The sequence below is a fragment of the Faecalicatena faecalis genome, from assembly GCF_012524165.2.
Lineage (GTDB): Bacteria > Bacillota > Clostridia > Lachnospirales > Lachnospiraceae > Faecalicatena_A > Faecalicatena_A faecalis.
The window spans coordinates 37287-59251 of the sequence record NZ_JABACJ020000026.1 but is presented as its reverse complement, the minus strand read 5'-3'; the positions used below and the strand labels follow the sequence as shown (position 1 = coordinate 59251).

General features: G+C 45.7%; 20 protein-coding genes and 1 other annotated feature. Of the genes, 2 read left to right on the top strand and 18 right to left on the bottom strand.

Features of this window, described 5'->3' with window-relative positions:
* Positions 1-122: 122 nt before the first annotated feature.
* The 10 genes from ilvN to HGO97_RS19750 all read right to left on the bottom strand — a co-directional run bounded on the left by ilvN (position 123) and on the right by HGO97_RS19750 (position 9470).
* Entirely contained in the window at positions 123-632 is a 510-nt protein-coding gene (ilvN, locus tag HGO97_RS19795; protein WP_216244590.1) for an acetolactate synthase small subunit, read from the bottom strand.
* A gap of 14 nt (positions 633-646) precedes the next feature.
* The gene (gene ilvB / locus HGO97_RS19790) at positions 647-2365 is read right to left on the bottom strand and encodes a biosynthetic-type acetolactate synthase large subunit (RefSeq protein WP_216244589.1); all 1719 of its coding nucleotides are present in this window, start codon (positions 2363-2365) and stop codon (positions 647-649) included.
* 90 nt (positions 2366-2455) lie between these two features.
* Positions 2456-2712 (bottom strand) — a binding site (T-box leader).
* Positions 2713-2863: 151 nt separating this feature from the next.
* On the bottom strand, positions 2864-3493 hold the full coding sequence (locus HGO97_RS19785; RefSeq protein WP_216244588.1) for a lysoplasmalogenase: 630 nt from the start codon (positions 3491-3493) through the stop codon (positions 2864-2866).
* Positions 3494-3552: 59 nt separating this feature from the next.
* Positions 3553-4377: a metal ABC transporter permease gene (locus HGO97_RS19780; protein ID WP_216244587.1), complete on the bottom strand. Its 825-nt coding sequence runs from the start codon at positions 4375-4377 to the stop codon at positions 3553-3555.
* On the bottom strand, positions 4370-5083 hold the full coding sequence (locus tag HGO97_RS19775) for a metal ABC transporter ATP-binding protein (protein ID WP_216244586.1): 714 nt from the start codon (positions 5081-5083) through the stop codon (positions 4370-4372). Before HGO97_RS19775 ends, HGO97_RS19780 begins: the two co-directional genes overlap by 8 nt.
* Positions 5070-6119, bottom strand: coding sequence for a metal ABC transporter substrate-binding protein (locus tag HGO97_RS19770; protein WP_216244585.1), 1050 nt, complete (start codon positions 6117-6119; stop codon positions 5070-5072). The genes HGO97_RS19775 and HGO97_RS19770 overlap by 14 nt, the downstream gene beginning before the upstream one ends.
* 30 nt (positions 6120-6149) lie before the next feature.
* Positions 6150-6641 (bottom strand): dihydrofolate reductase, encoded by a 492-nt coding sequence (locus HGO97_RS19765; RefSeq protein ID WP_168866644.1) that lies wholly within the window; start codon positions 6639-6641, stop codon positions 6150-6152.
* A 27-nt stretch (positions 6642-6668) separates the two neighbouring features.
* A complete protein-coding gene (gene thyA / locus HGO97_RS19760) occupies positions 6669-7517 on the bottom strand; it encodes a thymidylate synthase (RefSeq protein WP_168866645.1) in 849 nt (282 codons plus the stop codon).
* A gap of 105 nt (positions 7518-7622) precedes the next feature.
* Positions 7623-8057: a MarR family winged helix-turn-helix transcriptional regulator gene (locus HGO97_RS19755; protein ID WP_168866646.1), complete on the bottom strand. Its 435-nt coding sequence runs from the start codon at positions 8055-8057 to the stop codon at positions 7623-7625.
* Positions 8058-8186: 129 nt separating this feature from the next.
* The gene (locus HGO97_RS19750; RefSeq protein ID WP_216244584.1) at positions 8187-9470 is read right to left on the bottom strand and encodes a homoserine dehydrogenase; all 1284 of its coding nucleotides are present in this window, start codon (positions 9468-9470) and stop codon (positions 8187-8189) included.
* A gap of 439 nt (positions 9471-9909) precedes the next feature.
* Between HGO97_RS19750 and HGO97_RS19745 the strand changes: the two genes are divergently transcribed.
* Both HGO97_RS19745 and HGO97_RS19740 read left to right on the top strand, forming a co-directional pair.
* On the top strand, positions 9910-10101 hold the full coding sequence (locus HGO97_RS19745; protein ID WP_216244583.1) for a helix-turn-helix transcriptional regulator: 192 nt from the start codon (positions 9910-9912) through the stop codon (positions 10099-10101).
* A 75-nt stretch (positions 10102-10176) separates the two neighbouring features.
* Positions 10177-10395, top strand: a complete 219-nt coding sequence (locus tag HGO97_RS19740) for a helix-turn-helix transcriptional regulator (RefSeq protein ID WP_216244582.1) — start codon at positions 10177-10179, stop codon at positions 10393-10395.
* A gap of 53 nt (positions 10396-10448) precedes the next feature.
* On the opposite strand, the gene HGO97_RS19735 is transcribed toward HGO97_RS19740, so the two are convergent.
* From HGO97_RS19735 to HGO97_RS19700, 8 genes are all read right to left on the bottom strand, one after another.
* Positions 10449-12974, bottom strand: coding sequence for a beta-mannosidase (locus HGO97_RS19735; RefSeq protein WP_216244599.1), 2526 nt, complete (start codon positions 12972-12974; stop codon positions 10449-10451).
* 1 nt (position 12975) lies between these two features.
* Complete coding sequence (locus tag HGO97_RS19730; protein ID WP_216244581.1) at positions 12976-13656, bottom strand: D-lyxose/D-mannose family sugar isomerase; 681 nt, start codon at positions 13654-13656, stop codon at positions 12976-12978.
* A 96-nt stretch (positions 13657-13752) separates the two neighbouring features.
* Positions 13753-15246, bottom strand: a complete 1494-nt coding sequence (locus HGO97_RS19725; protein ID WP_216244580.1) for an ABC transporter substrate-binding protein — start codon at positions 15244-15246, stop codon at positions 13753-13755.
* Positions 15247-15282: 36 nt separating this feature from the next.
* A complete protein-coding gene (locus HGO97_RS19720; RefSeq protein WP_216244579.1) occupies positions 15283-16233 on the bottom strand; it encodes a carbohydrate ABC transporter permease in 951 nt (316 codons plus the stop codon).
* A 16-nt stretch (positions 16234-16249) separates the two neighbouring features.
* Positions 16250-17233, bottom strand: a complete 984-nt coding sequence (locus HGO97_RS19715; RefSeq protein ID WP_216244598.1) for an ABC transporter permease — start codon at positions 17231-17233, stop codon at positions 16250-16252.
* 276 nt (positions 17234-17509) lie between these two features.
* The gene (locus tag HGO97_RS19710) at positions 17510-19024 is read right to left on the bottom strand and encodes a response regulator (protein WP_216244578.1); all 1515 of its coding nucleotides are present in this window, start codon (positions 19022-19024) and stop codon (positions 17510-17512) included.
* Positions 18996-20987 (bottom strand): sensor histidine kinase, encoded by a 1992-nt coding sequence (locus HGO97_RS19705; protein ID WP_216244577.1) that lies wholly within the window; start codon positions 20985-20987, stop codon positions 18996-18998. The genes HGO97_RS19710 and HGO97_RS19705 overlap by 29 nt, the downstream gene beginning before the upstream one ends.
* A 252-nt stretch (positions 20988-21239) precedes the next feature.
* Entirely contained in the window at positions 21240-21920 is a 681-nt protein-coding gene (locus tag HGO97_RS19700; RefSeq protein WP_246597622.1) for a YesL family protein, read from the bottom strand.
* Positions 21921-21965: the final 45 nt, after the last annotated feature.

The following is a 21965-nucleotide window of genomic DNA, read 5'->3' as shown; positions in this document are numbered from 1 at the left end:
GCTAAAACTGTCTCTGTGCCAATTATAATACTTCCTGATATAAAATTCAAGAGTGCGCTCTGTTTTTTATATCATCGTCTTCCTTTCCTCTGTCCCCGCCCGATCTGGTCATAAGGACTCTCCTAGCGTTCCATCATACTGATAGACTCGATTCCTACGCTTCCGCCGCGTACCACCTCAATATTCTTGAATTCCTCTTTCATCAGCTTGATGACAGCATCATTTTTTGCGGCCGTCTGTACAAATTCCAAAAGCAGGCTGTCCTTTCCATAATCGATGACCCTCGCCTTGAACGTCTCTGCGATCTGGAATAGCTCCACCTTATCTTCCTGAGTACACTTTCTGACTTTGATATACAGGATTTCCTTCATCCTGACAAAAATATCTGTAAAGTCAATGACTTTGATGACTTCCACAAGACGATTCAACTGTTTCTTAATCTGCTCGAACGTCTCGTCATCACTTACCGTCGCAATAGTCATCCTGGAAATCGTGGGATCCTCTGTCGTACCTACAGTTAAGCTGTCCAGATTATAGGACTTGCCGGAAAACAGACCAGATATCTTGGACAGAACACCTACCTGATTCTCTACATATAATGAAATCCATCTTTTTTTTAGATTATTATCCATACTTTTTTCCTCCCTTAACAGTCCATGATCATCTCTTCCAGAGTTCCATCCGGCTGGATCATCGGGTATACCATCTCCTCCGGATCTATGATAAATTCAATCAATGTCGGAACCTTTGTATTCTTCTTTGCTTCTTCAAATGCTCCTGCGATCTCATCCTTCTTTGTCACACGGATTCCCTTTGCCCCATAGCTCTCAGCCAGTTTTACAAAGTCCGGTGTATATTCAGGCATTTCTTTCCCTTCTGTCCTGCGGAACAATGCACCGGAACGCAGATTCGTCATTCCATAGCGCTTTCCATAAAACAGCTTCTGCCACTGGCGCACCATACCGAGATAGGTATTGTTAAATACACAGAGAATGACCGGAAGCTCTTCCAGGACTGCGGTCGCAAATTCCTGGATATTCATCTGCATTCCGCCGTCGCCGGAAATGGCAATGACTGGTGTGTCAGGATTTCCAAGCTTTGCTCCGACTGCTCCCGGGAAACCATATCCCATCGTTCCCAAGCCGCCGGACATGATGATCTGCTTCTTTTCTGTAATTTCTACATACTGGGCCGCAAACATCTGGTGCTGTCCCACATCTGTTACTACGATTGCCTCATCGAACTGGCGGTTTATCTCATCAATGATATCCTTCGGCCCCATCTCTGCGTGCTTCTTCATCATCAATGGATGCTCTGCCTGCCATGCATTCACCTGTCCCAGCCATTTTTCCGTATGACATGGTTCTACATACTCCTGCATCTTTAAGACTGCCTCTCTGGCATCGGCTACAATCGGGATATCTACATGGATATTCCTGGAAATAGCCGCGGTATCGATATCGATATGGACGATCTGGGCCTTCGGTGCAAAGGCATGTAATTTCCCGGTAATCCTGTCATTGAACCGGGTCCCAATGGAAAAAAGAAGATCACATTCACTAACAGCCATATTTGCCGCATAAGCGCCATGCATTCCCAGATTACCGATATAAAGCGGATGATTGGTCGGAATTGCGCCCCTTCCCATAACAGTCGTGATGACCGGGATATTCGTCTTCTCTACGATCTTCGTGAAAATATCATTTGCACGGGCAATATTCACGCCGCCGCCTGCAAGGAACAGGGGACGCTCTGCCTTATTCAGCATCTTGATTGCCTTTTTCAATTGTCCGATATGTACATTTGTATTCGGCTTATAGCCGCGGATATTCACCTCTGACGGATATTCGGCACTGCCCAGCTCCGCCATCACATCCTTAGGAAGATCGATCAGTACTGGTCCGGGCTTTCCTGTCCTTGCGATATAGAACGCTTCTTTAATGATTCTTCCTAAGTCTTCTCTGTTGCGGACCGTCACACCATACTTTGTGATACTTCTTGTGATGCCCACAATATCCACTTCCTGGAATGCATCATTTCCGATTAGGTGCCTTGCCACCTGTCCTGTAAAACATACAAGCGGAACACTGTCATAATTCGCTGTTGCAAGCCCCGTGACCAGATTAGTCGCTCCTGGTCCGCTGGTCACCAGACATACTCCTACTTTTCCTGTTGTCCTCGCATAAGCATCTGCCTCATGCACAAGAGCCTGCTCATGTCTTGGCAGAATAACCCGGATATCATCCTGCTTATAAAGTTCATCACTGATATCGATCGTACAGGCACCCGGATATCCGAACAGTGTGTCTACACCTTCCTCCTTCAATGCCTTAACCAACAATTTGTTTCCTGAAATCTGTCTCATGCATATACCTCCTTTATTTCCCCAGCTGTCTTTCTTGTACCGTGCTTTTACAATGCCCCTGAAAGCTAAAAGAGCCCTAAGCTATAATTAGCTTAGGGCGAATCTGCAATCCGTGTTACCACCTAACTTCAGAGAATGACTCTCTGCACTCAGTCAGTACAGGAAGGAACTTCTTCCGATACTGCTTCCCTGTAACGTAGGAACAACGTTGAAGCTTACTTAGGCGATATGCCTGTTCGGTCCACTGCTCGGGGGCTACTTCCATAGATCCGTCACGAAGACTTCCACCAGCCGTCTTCTCTCTTGGCATCCGGTTCCTATGTACTCCTCCCTGTCTTAGCATTTCACAACATCTGTTTTGGTAAATTTATATTCATTATAGTGTGTGTATTTAACTTTGTCAATGCCATATCCTTGATGTTTTTTATCCTATACTAAATCAGCCGCCTTGTTCGGACCAGGCTATATATGACCAAAATGAAGAAACAAAACACATCATTACATCATCCGTCCTGCGGCCAAAAGATATACCGCCGTATAATATAGAATCAACAGAAGGGCACTGTACCCCCGCCTCCGATTTCCGCTGAGATGACTCCAGCCCAGGATCGTGTCCGAAACCACGAAGCAGATGCCGCCAATCCCTGTCAGGACAGATGCAAGGTTCTGCACCTTAATTCCCCTTGATATTGCCAGCGCCGCCATCAGACAAAGAAGGGCCGCATAGAAAACGCCGGGCAGGAGCAGCTTGCCAAGATCCTTCAGATATTTTCTGACTACCAGGAACATGCCTCCATACAGGATCAAAAAAATCAGGACCGTATTCCAGGCGGCCGCCCCTGTTCCAAGCAGGCTCACAATCACACAGATATGTCCGATTCCAAATGCAGTCACTCCGCTGAGGAACCAGATTTCCAGAAGTACATCTGCTGCCATATAAAACAGAATACCAAAAAAGAGCCACCATAAATCGGCTGCCTCCGAATTTACAGCATGATAAAACGCCAGCAGCACAGCCATCAAGGTCGCTACTGCCTTAAAAATCAGCGGTTTTCTGCTTCCGCCTTCTTTCCAGAAAAAGTAAATACTACCAAACAGAACCATCAGAACCGCTGCCGCAATCAACATTTTTCTCCTCCTAAAACCATTCGCAGAAGTGAATATATAACGTTCACTTTTAAGTCTCCCTAAAAGCTTCTATTCTTTACTGAACCTACAATCGTATATAAGAATAACGCTCCCATATTTACAATTACCACACTTGCTCCGGCAGGAGTTGCCCAAATGTATGAGATGGCAATCCCAATAAAAAGGCAAACTACCGAGACAATTGCAGAGTTTATTATGACACTTTTAAATGTCTTGCATATCCGCATGGAAGTCAATGCAGGAAAGATGATAAGGCTGGAAATCAATAATGCTCCCATCATCCGCATCCCCAGGACAATCGTAACTGCAGTCAGGACAGCAATCAAGGTATTGTACAGATTTGCCCTGACTCCCGTAGCGCGCGCAAAGGTCTCATCAAATGTGATTGCGAATATTTTATGGTAGAAGAGGATGTAAAGAATCAGGACCGCTGCTGACAGTATCATGCTTAATTCTACATCCTTGCCGCTCATTGCCAGGATACTTCCGAACATATAATTGTAGACATCTGTATTCATCCCGGTAGTCATAGAAATCACCATGACACCGATTGCAAGAGCTCCCGTTGAAATCAATGCGATTGCCCCATCTCCTTTGATTTTGCTGTTCCCGCTGATCCGAAGAAGCAGAACTGCTGCCAGAATCACGATTGGGATTGCCACTCCCAGCGGTGCTGCATTCATGGCCGTTGCAATGGCAAGCGCCCCGAAGCCTACATGGGACAGTCCGTCCCCAATCATAGAATAGCGTTTCAATACAAGACTGACTCCCAGAAGTGCCGAGCACAGAGATACCAAGGAGCCAACCAAAATCGCCCTCACCATAAAGGGATAGGAAAACATCTCAATCATTTTCTCAAGCATGGTGCTCACCGCCTCTCAAAAACGCCTGTCCGATCTCACTTCTCTGATAGTCCATCGCACTGCCGAAGAAAAGTGCAGTCTCCTGCAGGTGCAGGATATGACTGGCATATGCCATCGTACTCTCGATGTCGTGGGAGACCATAACAACCGCGATTCCTGATTTTTTATTGATCTCATTGATCAGTTGATAGAATTCCTGGGTTACGATCGGATCCAGCCCGGTCACAGGCTCGTCCAGAAGCAGCAGCTTTTTTGTGGCACACAGCGCACGTGCTAAAAGTACCCGCTGCTTCTGTCCTCCTGACAGGTCCCGAAAGCACTGCCTCTCCAAGTCTTGAATTCCCAACAGCTCCATATTCTCTCTGGCCTTCTCCTTATCTGTCGCAGTGTAGAACGGACGAAATCCCCGGCTGTTAAGCCTGCCTGAGAGAACCACTTCATAGACGCTGGCTGGGAAATCCTTTTGGACATCCGTCTGCTGCGGGAGGTATCCAATTTCATTTTGTTTCAGCCCGTCCCCCAGGATAATCTTTCCCTTTGCCGGAGCTTTCAGTCCCAAAAGACTCTTTACCAACGTACTTTTTCCCGAGCCATTCTCCCCGATGATGCAGAGGTAATCCGCCTGCCCTACCTCAAAAGAAAGGTCATGCACGACGGTCTGCCCTTCATAGGCAATGGATATATTTTCACATTTAATCAGTGCCATCTGACAGTGCCTCCTTCAACGTCTCAACATTTTGCTCCATCAAACTCAGATAAGTAGTATGCTCCTTGAATTGCTCTGCCGTAATATTATGACAGCTATAGAACACCTTTACCTTTGCCCCCGTCGCCTCTGCGATTGCCTGAGCGATATTGTCATTGCTCAATTCCATTTTCAGGACGACCGGAATATGCTCTTTTTTTACCTTATTGATTAAATAAGCCATCGTTGCGGCGCTTGGTTCCGTATCAGATGCACATCCCGGAAATGCCGCATAATAGTTCAGAGAGTACTCATCCACAAAGTATCTGAATGGAAAACGATCTCCAAAAAGGAGTTCCTTTCTGGGCGACTCCTTCACTACCTTTCTGAACTGCTCATCCAGCTTCTCAAGCTTCCTTTCATATGCCTCAGCCGACTGCCTGTACTGATCTGCCCCTTTTGGATCCTCCTGACACAAAAGCGTTGTCAGGTTTTCCACGATCTTTACTGCATTTTGGGGAGATGTCCACACGTGCTCGTCGATTTCTGCCTGCTCCTCTTCCCCTGTTCCGTGAAGTTCTTCTACAGAGCGCTCCTCTTTCATGCCCTCCACATGTTCTTCCTCCACCGTCTCCACACAGTCCACCAGCCGCAGCGTCTTCCTGCTGCCTGCATCCATGGAATCTAAGATATCCTCCACCCAGGCATCGTTCTCCCCGCCCACATAGATGAACAGGTCACAATTCTGGATATCGATGATATCCTTGGGAGTCGGCTCATAAGAATGGCTCTCCTCCCCTGGTTTCAGAAGCATCTTTAGATTCACTCGGTCTCCTGCGATTTCCCGCACGAAATCATACTGTGGAAAAATAGTGGTGACTACTTTCAGTTTTTTTTCGTCCCCTTTTTTGGCCTCTTTCTGATTGCCTGAATCAGCCGCCGCACAGCCAAAAAGAAAGACAGCCGAAAAAACCAGAAGGAGGGCGAAGATGCGTTTTCCGCCCTTAATATTTCTTCCGGTTCTTTGTATTTGGTTGATCCACTTCTTTTTATCCATCAAAATTTCACTTACTTTCTATGTCAGTATCTACTGACGGCGCTCATACTTCGTGAACCTGTATTCCAGATCAAAACAGGTCTGCTCCTCACTTTCCTGTGTCATCTCCCAGTCCTCTTTTTCATCCAGATTCGGAAAATACGTATCTGCCTGGAACGCATGATCTATCTTAGTGATCAACGCTGTATCACAGTAATCTAGAAGCTGCCGGTACACACTGTCACCGCCTATCACGTAAACATCCTCTGACTTATATTTTTTCAGTTCCTCTAACAATTCCTCTAAAGTATGCACAATAACCGCATCTTTTACACAATAATCCTGGTTAGATGTCAGGACTATGTTTACTCTGTTCTTTAGGGGCAGACCGTTCGGAAAGCTTTCCAGAGTCTTACGTCCCATAACGACTACCTTTCCAGAAGTCGTCTCCCGGAAGAACTTCATGTCCGAAGGAATACTAACCAATAGTTTATTCTGATAGCCGATGGCCCAATTTTTATCTGCTGCTGCAATTAAATTCATTCTGTAGAACCTCCTATCTCTCTCACTCTAAACCGCAATCGGTATATTTTTTATCTGTGGATGTGTCTGATAATCATCCAGACGCACATCATCTGTAGTAAACTCATAGAAATCCTTGATCTCTGGGTTCAGCCAGAACTTCGGTGCCGGATAAGGCTCCCTGGAAATCAATTCCTTGATCAGAGGGATATGCCTGTCATAAATATGGGCATCTGCAATTACATGCACCAATTCCCCGACCTTCATATCACATACCTGAGCGAGCATATGCAGAAGCACCGCATATTGACAGACATTCCAATTGTTCGCTGCCAAAATGTCCTGGGAACGCTGGTTCAAAATGCCGTTCAGTGTTAACTGCTCGCTGCCTTTTTCCTTCGTCACATTAAAGGTCATACTGTATGCGCACGGATACAGACGCATCTCGTGCAGATCCTGATGTACATAAATATTCGTCATGATTCTGCGGCTGTACGGATTATTTTTCAGGTCATAGATCACACGATCGACCTGATCCATCATCCCTTCCTTATACTGGTGCTTCACCCCCATCTGGTAGCCGTAAGCCTTTCCAATCGAGCCGTCCTCATCTGCCCAGCTGTCCCAGATATGACTATTTAGCTCATGGATATTATTGGACTTCTTCTGCCAGATCCACAACATCTCATCCACACAGCTCTTGATTCCTGTCCTTCTAAGTGTCAACGCCGGGAACTCCTTTGAGAGATCATAGCGGTTCACTACTCCAAACTTCTTGATTGTATAAGCCGAGGTCCCGTCCTCCCAGACCGGGCGGACCTTCTCTCCCTCGGTGCTGGTGCCGTTCTCGATGATGTCCTGACACATATTGATGAATAACTGATCTGCATAACTCATGTTGTCGTCTCCTTTCCTGCAAAGGGTTCAGGCCCCTCTGCTCCCCGTCTTCTCTTAATTTCGAATTATTATTTTGAATATTTGGTCAATATAGCATTTCCATTTTTATGGATCTGCTATATTATATAACATCTTCTCAAGTCCTCTTGTGAGGGCCGCGATTTCCTTTTTGGTCATTCCCCGGGTCATCTCCCGGTCCAGCTTCCTGCGGTCCGCTTCCATTCTTCGCTGAATATCATAGGCTTTTTCTGTAAGATAGATATTCTTCTTCCGTTTATCTATGGCATTCGGAACACAGAAAATAAAGCCCTTTTCATCCAATCTTTTTAACAGTCCGGTCACGGTCGGATTCTTCAGACTCAAATGACGCTCCACATCGCGCTGACTGACTTCTTCCTGATTCGTATGGAACAGGTAATCCAATACGGCACACTGAGACGCTGTGATTCCAATAGTCCGCAGCTTTTCGTTCAAGTCTTTCTCAAACACATTATTGATCTGCTTTACGGTAAATCCGATCGGCTGATTTCTCCTCTCCATGCTGCTCTCCTTTCCATCCTTTTCCTATCTGTATCTTCACATTCTCTCATCGCTCCATGTAATAGATAGCGTGCTATATACTGTTATACCATTATAAAAGAGGTGTGTCAACTTCACACCTCTTTTACATTAATATTCCCGGATCACACTGCTGATTTCCAAAATACTGTCCATTTCCTGCAACTCATGCAATGCATCCTTTAAATGATATTCCTTCACCTTCTCCGTTACGATGACAAGCTCCGCCTCATGGTCCCGGACACGCTTCTGCACGACCCTGGCAATGCTGACCTTATGGTCTCCGAATACCTTCGCGATGCACGCCAGTACTCCCGGTTGGTTCTTCACCTGCATCCTGAGGAAGAACTTATTCTTCACATCGTCAAAAGCCTTGATCGGAAGCTCCTTATAACAAGTACAACTAATCCTTCCGGTACACTGATACTCAATATCCCTTGCCACATCAATGACGTCTCCCAGCACCGCACTGGCTGTCGGCAGTTCCCCCGCCCCTCTTCCATAGAACATGGCATCATCCACTGCATCACCATGCACGAACACTGCATTAAAAGAATCCCTGACAGATGCCAGCGGGTGCTCTTTATTGATCAGCATTGGATACACGCCGACCTCAATTCCGCTCTCTGTATTATGTGCGACACCAAGCAGCTTAATCACACTATCGAACTCTTTTGCATATGCAATATCCGCAGACGTGATCTTCGTGATTCCCTCCGTATACACATCCTGGAACACCACCCTGGAATGGAAGGCGATGGAAGCCATGATTGCCACCTTACGCCCCGCATCCAATCCCTCTACATCGGCCGTAGGGTCTGCCTCTGCATACCCCAGCTCTGTCGCTTTTGCGAGAGCCTCCTCAAAACTCATATTTTCTTCAAACATCTTCGTCAAAATATAATTGGTCGTTCCATTTACGATTCCAATGACCTCGGAGATATCATTTCCCGCCAGGCACTGTTTCAGCGGACGGATGATTGGGATGCCCCCTGCCACCGCTGCCTCAAACAGGAAATCACACTTACCTTCCTCTGCTGCATCCAGAAGCTCTCTTCCATATTCAGCCACAAGATCTTTATTCGCCGTGACCACATGCTTTCCAGCATGAAGTGCGTCCAGAATCATAGATCTGGCAGGCTCGATTCCGCCCATCACCTCAATCACGATCTGAATCTCCTCATCCTCCAGAATCTCCTGCCAGCAATTCGTCAAAAGTGATGCATCCACACCCTCCCTGGTCTTTTTCAAATCATGTACTAATATCTTAGAAATCTCAAGCTCCGCTCCTATGGTGCGCTCCATGACATCTTCTCTTCTGTGTATCAGCTTATAAACACCTGTTCCGACTGTTCCCAAGCCAAGCAGAGCCGCTTTTATCTTCCTTTTCTCCATCTCTGTGCTCCTTTACCACGGTAAAATTTTATTGGGTCATATTATAGCACAAACAAATAAGAAAAGCCACAAAGATTTTTAGCTTCTCCTTAAGTCTGTATTTTACTTCTTTCATTTTTTCTCAAAAAATGTTATCCTAATCATATACCACCAGTCATAATTTCGATCACACCAAACAAACGAATATGAGATATGGACACATAGAATTCCTACGTTTTCAGATGAATAACAATGATCACATCAAAAAAAGAGGCTTGTTTTTAAGCCTCTTTTATATTATAAGACATTCCCTCATTAATAAAACAATCCACTTTAAGAGGACTTACGAAATTTGTCGTAAAAAGTCGACAGATATCGGTCATTTTTATATGTTAATATTTGGTATGTAAACGAAAGCTGGAATTTACGCATACTAAAAATTAACCAGGTGTGTAAATATATGAACAATAGACTACAGGAATTACGTTGGAAAAAAGACTGGTCACAGGCGAAGTTAAGCAGGTTGAGCGGTGTTCCTAGAACTACAATTTCGGCAATTGAATCTGGTACGACGACCAATCCGTCCGTTGAGACAGCTCTGCTTCTCTCTAAGGCTCTGGGAATGCCTGTTGAGGATATATTTATACTATGAGGGGAGGGGCATACGCATTAGTTGTATACACAGTATTCAGAATTATTATCAGTTTAAAATGGTTAGGTGATTAAGATGACAGAAAATAGACTTGGTAATCGGCTGAAACGGTTTCGGACTGCCTGCAATATGACTCAGTTCGACCTGGCAAAACCTCTGAATATGTCACGACAGACTGTGTCCACATATGAAACTGGCAGCCGGGTCCCTGATATCTATACCCTATGGGCCATGGCGGATCTATATGAAATTAGTATCGATGAATTAATCGGGCGGGATACCGGACAGAAATGACCGGTATCCTGCCTCTTGTTTTTTACAGCTTCATTTTGTTTCTTTTCTCACATTTACCTGATATCGTATACACTGCGAAGCCGGATACCTTCAGCTGCACCGCGGATGATCTTCACCCTCTTTTCTCCGGCATTCATATCAAAATAATTATCGCTCAGAACAAGGTCCTCCTGTGCATTGGCGATCTCTACACTGGCCGCATAAGCATCTGCATGCAGGATGATCTCATCCCCTTCTATTTCATAGGACAACTTTGGATCTTCATATTGAAAATACTTCGGATATGAGAACAATACGCTCCCTTCTGAAACATTTCCGTCTTCCTGCTCGAACCGGTAACTCACATATTCCCTGAATATATCCACATCTTCCATAAGCTCCTTATCCAGCCACAGACTGGAAAGCGGTAAAACTACAACATCACACCGTCCACATCTGCGGCTGATGCCCTTTGCATTGCGCACCTCCCAGAAAACAGTCCCCTTCTGGACCTTTCGGGTCTCATTTGCCACATTCAGACAAATCGATTTTTCGAACACAAAATGTTCCCGGTTCATATCTGCCTCCTGGGTCATCATGCCCTCCTCCTGACAACTGATCATGACCGGAGCGAAGAAACGTTTTGCGTAATAGTGCAGTGCCTTCCAGCGCCCGGTGTAATCAATCGAGGCCCAGGAAATCACAGGCCAGCAATCATTGAGCTGCCAGTAGATCGCTCCCATGCATCTGCCCCGGTTCCTCCTGAAATGCTCTACCCCATAGCGGATCGCCTCCCCCTGGAGAAGCTGCGACGCATAAAGGAAGCTGTCAAAGCTGGTCGGATAGAGGAAAGTCTGCTGCATATAATTCATGATCTTCCCATTGGCCCCATAATTGCGCTGGTGTTTTTCCATGATATAGGAAAATGGGTTGTAATCTCTTTCGTCATCTGTGAATGTCTCGATCGTCTTCCTGCACGGAAAACTCTGAAAGCCAAATTCCGAGGCATAACGGAAGAAATATTTCCGATACTCGGAAAACGGTTTGTTTCCATGCCATACCTGCCAGTAATGGACATCTCCTCTGTCCGGGTCATTCGGCTCATCGAAAGAACCGCCCGAAGACGGGCTTGCAGGCCAGTAAAAGGTCTGTGGGTCATATTCCTTTAGTACTTCCGGGATCAATTGCTCATACATAATGATGTAGTCACGCACCTCGGACGGCTTGGTCACCCAATGATGCTTTTCACTGACGAACTGTTCCATCTCATTGTTGCCGCACCAAAGCCCCAGACAGGCATGGTGTCGGATCCGTTTTATATTGTCAATGAATTCACGACGGATATTTTCCTTAAAATGGGACGTCAGTTCGTATACAGCACAGGCAAACATGAAGTCCTGCCACACAATCAAGCCCAATTCGTCACAAAGGTCAAAGAACCAATCTTCCGGGTAATATCCCCCTCCCCAGACGCGGATCGTATTAAAATTCGCAGCGCAGCTGTCCTCTAATAGCCTCCTGGTCTTTTCCGGAGATGTACGCCCGATCAAATGATCTTCTGGGATATAGTCCGCCCCCATAGCAAAAATACAGACGCCATTGATCTCATGTGCAAAACTCTCTCCCCACTCGTCCTTTTCACGCCGCATTGTCATCGTGCGCAGACCAATCCGTTTTTCCCAGATATCCAGTACCCGCCCCTCCGAAATCAGTTCCACCCTCATCCGATATAAGGGCTGTTCCCCATAGCCATTGGGCCACCAGAGTTCTGGGTTCTCCACCATCATATGACCAGGATGGAATTCCGTAGTCGAACTCCATTCGGACGTCTCAGACAGGAGCTCTCCATCCGGTGAAAAAAGAGAGAGCCGAATCTCATATTGGCGGCTGTTCATCTGTATAGACGGCAAACACACACCTTCTGCCCCCATCTGGTCTTTCTTTTCTATGGAAGATGCCGCTTCTTCTATCTTTATCCTGACCTCTAATTCGACTCTTCCGTCCGTATGCTGTTGAATCACATATACATCATCCAGTCTTGCCTGTTCGATTCCAATCAGGCTGACCCTGCGGAAAATCCCGGCATCAGGGAGATGCGCCCCCCAATCCCAGCCATACATGCAGTGTGCTTTTCGAATATGTACGAAACCATCCATGGCATCCTCTGAGCCAAGAGTCCGGCAGTTCTCAAATGCCTCTCTGGCACAGCGGTTCGGGGAATGCAATCGCACACGGAGCGTATTCCTCCCCCTTGCCAGGCTCTTTGTCACATCAAATTCCCAGATTCGGTGCATGTTCTCTGCTGCCCCGATTTTTTCTCCATTCAGAAAGATATCTGCAATGGTGTCAATCCCATCGAACCGAAGAAGAATCTTACTGCTCTCAAAAAGAGAATCTGCCGCCTCAAAGCAGGTCTCATATTCATAGTCTTCCTCCATCAGTTTCCATGCCTGGTCCTCATAATCCTTCCAGAAAGGATCTTCCATCCTTCCTTCCCGAAGCAAATCTGTATAGACAGTTCCGGGTACCACTGCGTCAATCCATGTATCCTCCCCCAGACAGTGCATCCTCCATCCGCTTGAAAGTTCCTGACTGCGCATCTTACTCTGCCTCCGGGTACTCGTTGCAGAGCAGACGGTATGGCTCTTCATCTTCTTCGATGGCCGGGAATCTTCCGATGGGCTCATAGAAACGGTTGTCGTTCTCATCATCATTGCACATAGATACCTCTCCCAAAAGAACGGCCCCGCTGCCCTCTTCTACATGAAAATCATGATACATATACGGATAGATCGTGATGCTCTCACCAGGAGAAAGCTTCACTTTTGTACCTGCAGGTACGGTAAATTCTCTTCCGTCACAGTTCACGGTTACATCGGTATCTGCAAAACCTCCGTCTTTCGTAGAGTTGTAAACGGTAATCAGCACATTTCCGCCCCCGCGGTTGATGATATCCTCCATCTTATTCCAATGGAAATGCATCGGTGCCATCTGTCCTTCATTCACCATCAAAAGCTTCTCCGCATATGTTTTTGTATATTTATCATTTTTCAGATTACCGTTACGGAGCGTGATCAAGGCAAATCCTACCTCATCAAATTTCTCCAGGCCGTAATCTGTAATATCCCATCCGAGCTGATTATCACGAATCTCATCATACTCATGTCCTTTCGACTGCCAGTCCTCAGGCGTCCATTTGCAGAACGGCGGAAGTTCAAATCTCTTCTCCTCGATTAATTTCTCCATATCACGGATAACTGCATTGATTTTTGATCTTTTCATACTGCTTACTCTCCATTCTTTCCTTGATAAATGTGATTATGATATTATGATACGCCCCCGCCCCTTGGGGCAGGGGCGCATATAAGCTGTTTTAACTTATTTCTGTGCCTTCCACTCGTCGATCTGACTCTGCATCTCGTCGATGACATCCTGAATTCCGGTTGCTTCCAGTTTCTTTTGAAGCTGCGGCAGATACTCATCTGGATCTACACTTCCAGTATAAAGAGATTTTCCGAATTCGTCCAGGATATTTCGAAACCCTGCAACCTGTGTGCTGACCGGCTCTAAATCAAAATCAAATCCGAAGGACGGAGCTTCTTTTGAAGCATCATTGAACTCTTTGAAGGCAGCCCATTTATCCAGAGGTTCATTTTCTAATACATAAGTATTGAACATGCCGCCCTGTACCCAATAAGGAACGGAATAATCCTTTTTCGTCTCTTCGTTCAGCCTGACTTTCTTGTCATACACATATTCTTTTCCTTCTGCAGCCTGAATCTCTTCTTTGGCCGGCTCTACAAATTCATAGTGCTCGCCCTCGATCCCATAATTCAACAGGTTCCTTAAATACTCGTCCGTATACATTAAGTTCAAGAACTCCACTGCCTTTTCCGGGTGTTCACAGTTCTTGTTGATTGCTGTCAGGGCACCGCGGGCAGAAGCATTCGTAATCTGCGTATCCATGATTTCCGTAGCGACCACTTCATATCCTAAATCTTTTCCCCAGATCAGCTCTGCATACGGCTGTCCATCTCCTTTTGTCACAAATCTCTTGATGGACTTATCATCAGATGCCGTTGCTGCATCTTTGTTAACGTAGCCTTCAGTATAATATTTACGCATGGTCTTTAAGGTAGATTTCATCCTTTCTGTCTCGAATACATTCTTGACAGTCAGTGTATCATCACCATACTCGATTCCGACCGGGTCCTGGATCTTATCCATATAGGTCGGAGCCGTATAATCCTTGGTCAGATAAAGAGGGACTACATCTGGTTCCTTTTCATGGATCAGCTTGAGCCATGGCTCTAAATCTTCCAGTGTATGGATGTCCTGATAAGGGATATTGTATTTATCTACGTATTCCTTCGTAAATACCCACATCGGACAGCTTCCGATTTCTTTTTCATGGGGAACGCCATAGGTCACACCACCGATTTTAGCTGCTTCCCAAAAACGCGGATCGACCAGGTCATGCATTTCTTTCCCTTCCTTTTCCAGGTACTCATCGAGTTCCAGGAAAGCGCCTTTGTTGGCATTCTGAAGGTAATCATTTGCCCAGGAACAGGTAAAGCACATATCCCATTTATCTCCTGTGTTGATGACTACCTGCATCTTCTGGTTGTAATCTCCCCAGCCTACATTGATAATGTTCAGCTTGACACCAATCTTTTCCGTAGTGTACTCATTTACCTTTTCGATGACCTTCTGAGCATCCTTCTGGGTATCTCCTACCTGATACCAGGTCAGTTCTACGATTTCTTCTCCATTTTCATTTGTCTCGCCCTTTTTGCCGCCACATGCAGTCAGGGATGTCGCTGCCATCACTAAAGCAAGCCCGAGTGCTGCGATTTTTTTCAATTTCATCATTCTAATCCTCCGAATTGATTCCTTTATACAAATTCTTTATTCTTTCACTGCTCCCACCGTAAGACCATTGACAAAATATCTCTGGAAGAACGGGTATGCAAATATAATCGGTAATGTTGAAATCACAACAATTGCCATTTTAATCGTCTCTTTAGGCAGGTTCGCCGCCGCCTGAATTCCATCCACGCCCATCATGGACTTATTGCTCGCCAGCCAGTCCATGGAGCTCTCGATCTGGATGAGCAGATACTGCAATGGGACCCATTTTTTACTGTCCATATACATCATAGCATTAAACCAGTCATTCCAGTAACCTAATGTAAGAAATAGTCCGATTGTCGCAAGTCCCGGCAGCGCCATAGGAATCACGATCTGGAAAAACAGTCTCCATTCGGAGGCACCATCGATCTTCGCGGATTCCACGACCGCATCCGGTATACTGGTCTTAAAAAATGTCCTCAATACAATGATGTTGAACGAATTCAGACACAAGGGCAGGATCAGCGCCCAAATAGTATCTTTTAGCATCAATACCTTAGTCACGATCAGATAATTTGCGATCATACCGCCGCTGAACAGCATCGGAATCGTGATCATAGTCGTAAAAAATTTCTTGAAAGCATAGGTCTTTCTTGATAACGCGTAAGCATATGTACCTGTCAGCAGCAGTCCAAGGAGTGTTCCGAGTACGGTCACTAGAATGGTCACCCCATAGCTGCGAATAATATTTTCCCCCGCACTTACAATGTACTGGTAAGCATATAAGCTGAATTTCTCCGGGATGAAGCGATATCCGTTCATCGCCAGCGTGTTCTCATCTGTAAATGAGATGATGATAACGAAAATAAACGGTATCACGCTCAGAAGGGAGAGGATGGACAGGATGATATTGAACAGTACATTGGTTGGTTTCTTAATCTGGTTGAACTTGCTCTGGTTCTGTTCCATCTTGGCTTCCAGAGCTTTCTGTCTGTGTTTTTCAAACATGTGTACCTTCCCCTTTCTAAAATAATGCGTTCTCGTTATCGATCTTGGATACGATCTTATTTGCTATCATGATCAAGACAAAACCGACCGTAGACTGGAACAGTGCTGCAGCGGAACTCATACCGATCTCTCCGTTGGCTTTTAATGCCCGGAAGATATAAGTATCCAACACGTTCGTCACCGGATACAGCGGACCGGAGTCTTTTGGTAACTGGAAGAACAGTCCGAAGTCTGCCTTGAAGATACCGCCCACTGCCATGATCAGCAGAATCGTGATAACTGGCTTTAACAGCGGGAGCGTCACATACTTGATCTGCTGCCACTTGCTTGCCCCGTCCAGCACTGCTGCCTCATAATAAGTCTTGTCGATTCCACAGATGGACGCCAGGTAGACCACTGTGTTATAACCGATGCCCTTCCACTGGCTCATGAAGATGATGATAAAGGGCCAATAGCCTTTTTCCGTATACCAGGAAATCCCATCATGTCCAAACTGCTGTAATATATTGTTAAAATATCCTTTTTCCGGATTCAAGAATGCGAATAAACAATAGCTGACTACTACCCAGGAAAGGAAATAAGGCAAAAACATGGAACTTTGATAAATCTTGGCCATCCCCTTGTTGCGCAGCTCATTTAGAAGCAGAGCTACGATGACCGGAAGAACAACTCCCAATATAATAAATGTAAAGTTGTAAAGTACTGTATTGCGTAGAATAATCCATGCGTCGCCACTGCTGAATAAGAACTTGAAGTTGTCAAACCCGACGAATTCACTCTCGATCAGGCTCTGGAAAAATCCGCCTGAGAGACGATATTTTTTGAATGCCACCAGGACCCCGAACAAAGGCAGATAGGCGAACAGGATGAACCAAACTGCACCAGGCATACTCAAAATCAGTAATTCCTTGTTGTTCTTGACCCTGTTCCAAAAGCCTTGCTTTGGGACCTTGTTTTTACTTTGTTTCAACTTCTGACCTCCCTTTCTCTCTGTGCACATCTCTTTGAAAATTGACACTTCAACCCGTGTGCTTTTATGAACATACTTCGTTATGAAGCAAAGCCTCATAAACGCCCCATTTGAGGGACAGAACTCTTTCAACCGGCCAGTTGTCTGATAATCACTTGTTCTGTAAATAACTATACAAAAAGAAAGGGAAAAAGGATAGTCGAAAACTTTCAGATTTGTTGGACATATTCTAGGAAGGAAAAGGACACTGTACTAAGAGCGGGAAAGAAAGGGGAAGAATCGGTGTTCTTCCCCTTGAGCGGTCTTCTAATATTTTTTCATCTCACGCAGGGATGCGGGGGATACGCCGTAGCATTGTTTGAATTTACGGTAGAAGTAGCTGGTGTCGGGGTAGCCTACTTCTTTGGCGATATCGTTGATCCGCATGTTGGTGTTTAGAATGAGGTCTTTGGCGATGCTGTTCTTCGTATTGCTTAAATATTGCGCAAAGGTACAGCCTACTTCTTTTTGGAAAATGGAGCCTAGATAGGAGGCGTTCATGTTGTATTTGTAGGCTAAGGTCTTTAAGTTCATATCCTCTTTGTAATTCTTCTGGACCTCGGAGAGGATCTGTTTTACCACTGGTGTATATTGAGAATCCTCCTCGTGAAGATAGGTGATGATTTCGGCTGCCTCTCCGATGAAGATGGTCTTTATGGTAAATAGGTCTTCTGCCTGGTAGATCTGACCGATCAGCTCTGTTAGATTCTGCATATTCTTACGGTTCTCAAGCTGATATTCTTCTTTGATCTCCTGGAGGAGCATGGCGGTCTGGATGCACATTTTGTAGACATCATCAATGGAAACATCTTTTTGAATGACATGGATAAACAAATCCTCCAGATAGCTAACCGCCCCTTCCTTATCTTTTTTCAGAATCAGTTTGCGGAGTCTGGCATTATCTACGGAAATGTCCTCACTGCCTTTTTCTTTGACGCGAATCGCTGACATACAGCTTCCGTACCCTTCTATTACCTGGTATTTCTGCAGTTTTTTAGCTTCCTCGTAGGAGGCAGGCAGTTCGTGGTAATCCTCAAACGGTGATCCAACGCTAATGAATGACAGAATCGCATATCTGCTTTCTATCTGGGCCTGAATGTCGGAAAGCCTGGATGTACAGTCTTCTTCTGATTGTTTTCCATATAGGAGCAGAAGCAGATTTCCGGCGGACAGATAAATCACACGGATGTCTTTTTCCTCCTGGAATTCCAACAGAACATCCGACATTCGGGCAGACTTTAAGCTTTCCATATCCAGCTTCATGATTGCGGGCCATACCTCTGTGTTTGGACTGATTTCCGGCAGAATCGAGAGATAGCTCTCCATCTCTTCCCGGGTCAGGTTCCCCCGCAAGAACTGAATCCAGCCTGCTTTATCATCCATATCTGCAGCCTGCTTTTGATCCAGTTGTCGCAGTTCTTCATCACAGCGCTTTAAGACCTCTTCCAGTTCCTCCTCATTGATCGGCTTTAGGATATAATCCTCCACATCCAGGGTGATTGCACGCTTAGCATAATCAAACTCATCATACCCCGTCAGTATGATACAGCGGGCCCGTTCCTCCGTCTTCCTTAATTCTTTTAAGAAATCCAGCCCATCCATCACAGGCATACTGATATCAGTCACGATGATATCCACCGGATTCTGATCCCATTTTTCCAATGCTTCTTTCCCGTTGTGCGCCGTCTGGACAATCTGCATCCCGATTGCTTCCCAATCCAGAATGTTCTTTAGTCCCTGAAGAATAAACTCCTCATCCTCTACTAACATCACTTTCCTCATGACATATCTCCCTCACTTCATCCTTCTTATCGATCCCTATTTTTACAATCACATGCAGTCCGCCGCCCTCTCTGGATTTTAAAATGACACCATAACCATCTCCATAAACGGCACGGATACGGGTGTTGACATTGCTGATACCGACTGACTTTTTATGGTGCTCTGCAGCCTCAAGCTCCGCATTTTTCGCTTCTATCTCTTCCTCTGTCATTCCCTTTCCATTGTCCTCAATATGGACGAACAGAGCGTCTTCTATCCGCTTTGCCCAGATATGGATGGTGTTCCCCTCCTGTTCAGAACGGATACCATGGACAAAATAATTTTCCACAATCGGCTGTAGAATGAACTTCATGACCGGATAATTCATCAGCTCTTCTGGACACTCTACCTTGGATGTAAACTTCCCCTGATAACGATATTCGAACAGCTCCAAATATTTTTTACAATAATGCATTTCCTGAATCAGCGTGATAATATCGCTGTCCTTTAACTGGCTGCGGAAAATGACAGACATGCTGTAAAGCATCTTCCCGACATCCCGATCCCCATTGCAGATGGCCTTCATACGAATCGCCTCCAGCGTATTATATAGAAAATGAGGATTGATCTGACTCTGAAGCGCCTCCATCTCTGCATTTTTCTGTTCGATCTCGGCAAGATAGCTTTTCTGGATATAACGATCCAATTCCTGGCACATCTCATTGAACTGAGTAGAAATTACATCCAGCTCATCCCCATTCTCATCCGCTGCAAGGCGCGTGCTCAGATCACCAGTGGTCACACGCTGCATCCCGTCAATGATATGATTCAACCGTCCTGTCAGATGGAGCAGATAGATCCGCACGCACCATTCCCCCAGCAGAATTACGCCCAGACCGACTCCAAGGACTGCCAGAATGGTTGTGAACGGTACCTGTGCGGCCTTCTTTTTGTCTGCCATTCCATAGATGGAATAATCACCGATATCCGACTTCTGTACATAATATTGGGAGGTATCCCTGGCAATCTCTCCTTCCTGTGTCTGAAAAAAAGCATTTGCATCCAACTCGTTATCAGATTGAAAAATCACCATATGATTCTGGCTGCAGACAAGCAGCCCCGCAATAGAGTAGTATTCCTGAATCTTCCTGAATTGGTCCGCCTTGAAATTCACGATCATACAGCCCGCCCCGGTCAGCGTATCCGGGTCACGAATCTCCTTCACAAAAGAAAACGTCCCATCCCTGGCCAGATCCCGCCTCTCCACTTCCGCCATTCGCAGCTTGGCATTCTGACGGATATACGTCTTTCCATCAGGATAACAAGTCGTCACTTCCGATTTATCGTACGCAATAATCTCAATAGAACGAATGTCAGAATTATTCTCCATCACCTTTTCCATAAAATTATTGAATCCTTCATAGGCAGCCGATGAAGAAGCAATAAAAGTATCCAGTCGGTACTTCTGATATTCCTCCGGCTCATATTGAAAATAAGTCAGCAGATCATTCAAAATCCCCGACGACTGGTACAATTCCGCCTGAATATGCCCCGCAGTCTGCGAACACTCATCCACATAAGAAGCCGCCTCCTCCGTCATCATATCCATATAATGCCGGTTCGTCTCCAAAATCCGGTTCCGCATGGCCGAAATAAAATACACCGCCAAAGCCAGAACAATACACACGATCAGAACCGTATATCTATAAAAAAGCTTGTGAAACAATTGCTTCGGACTCTTCTTAGGCATCCTCCATCCCCCTCCCTTTCGTTCCATCATTATATCATGAATCCCAATCCCGCGAAATACCTCCCTAACGATCATCCCCTCCTCTTCTCTCTCCCCAATCCCCCCGCTGCTTTTAGCCAGCGGTCCCCCATCGACGCTTTTGCCGCTGGATGAACCAAGCTTCGAGGAAGTCGAGCCGTGGACAGGAGCCGGGCAGGGGACATCTGCCGTTTCTCCGGGGCATAAAGTAAGCATAGAGGCACTTTATGGACCAGAGCCGGATTTTGCGGATGGAATTTGATGTACAACATCAAATTCCATTGAGGGCTGAGACGAGTTTTCATCAGAAAACTCGTTGAATCCCTCATGTTCCGTAAAATCCGGTTCTGGTCCATTTAGTGCCTCTTAGCGAACGTTCCAGCCCTGGAAAACGGCAGATGACCCCTGCCCGGCTCCTGTCCACGGCTCGACTTCCTCGAAGCGCCCCCCTCTCTCTCCCCAAAAGAGTCACTTCTCACCGCCTTCTTCGAGTGTATCCAGTACTTTTTTGCTTATGAACACTACTAAAAACGCATAAGTACTTACCATGAACAATACTGCCGTTCCTGCCGCGATCTCGAATGCTGCCAGGACTGCCCCCAGCGCTGCGATGGTCCCTAATGTACAGATTGGTCTTGTCACCGTCAGAAGACAGGCCGTTCTGATGATATCTTGATTTTTCATCTCATAGCGCGAAGCGAGCAGATACAGATTTGGTGTCACTGCTACTGCAAATGCGAACAAAAGAACAAACAAAATGGTGAGTGGTACATTTTTCATTTGCTTAGAGAAAAATTCAATGTTTGTCCATAAGATAAGGAATGTAAGCATTTGGACCCCTCCCAGGCAAAGCTTCTGTAAGAAGTCTGTGTGGTATCCTTTCCAATAATCCTTTACAGGTCCTCTTTCCGTTCCATCCAAAAGACGCCTCATGGCATAAAGAACTGCTGAAAATGCCGGAGGCACGCTCATTGCACATATTAAAAAGAAGGGCAGGTATTCCCGGACATGGCTGATGCCCATAAACAAAAAGAATAGTAAGACCGGCAGACTGCTGATCAAGAACAAAAGGTTCACCACCAGAAAATAGCATACCTTCTCACAGAAACCTAAAACCTTCTCAATATTGAATAATTCACTGAGCATCATGTGCCTCCTTTTCCTCATTCCAGAACAGATATTCAAAATCTGCCT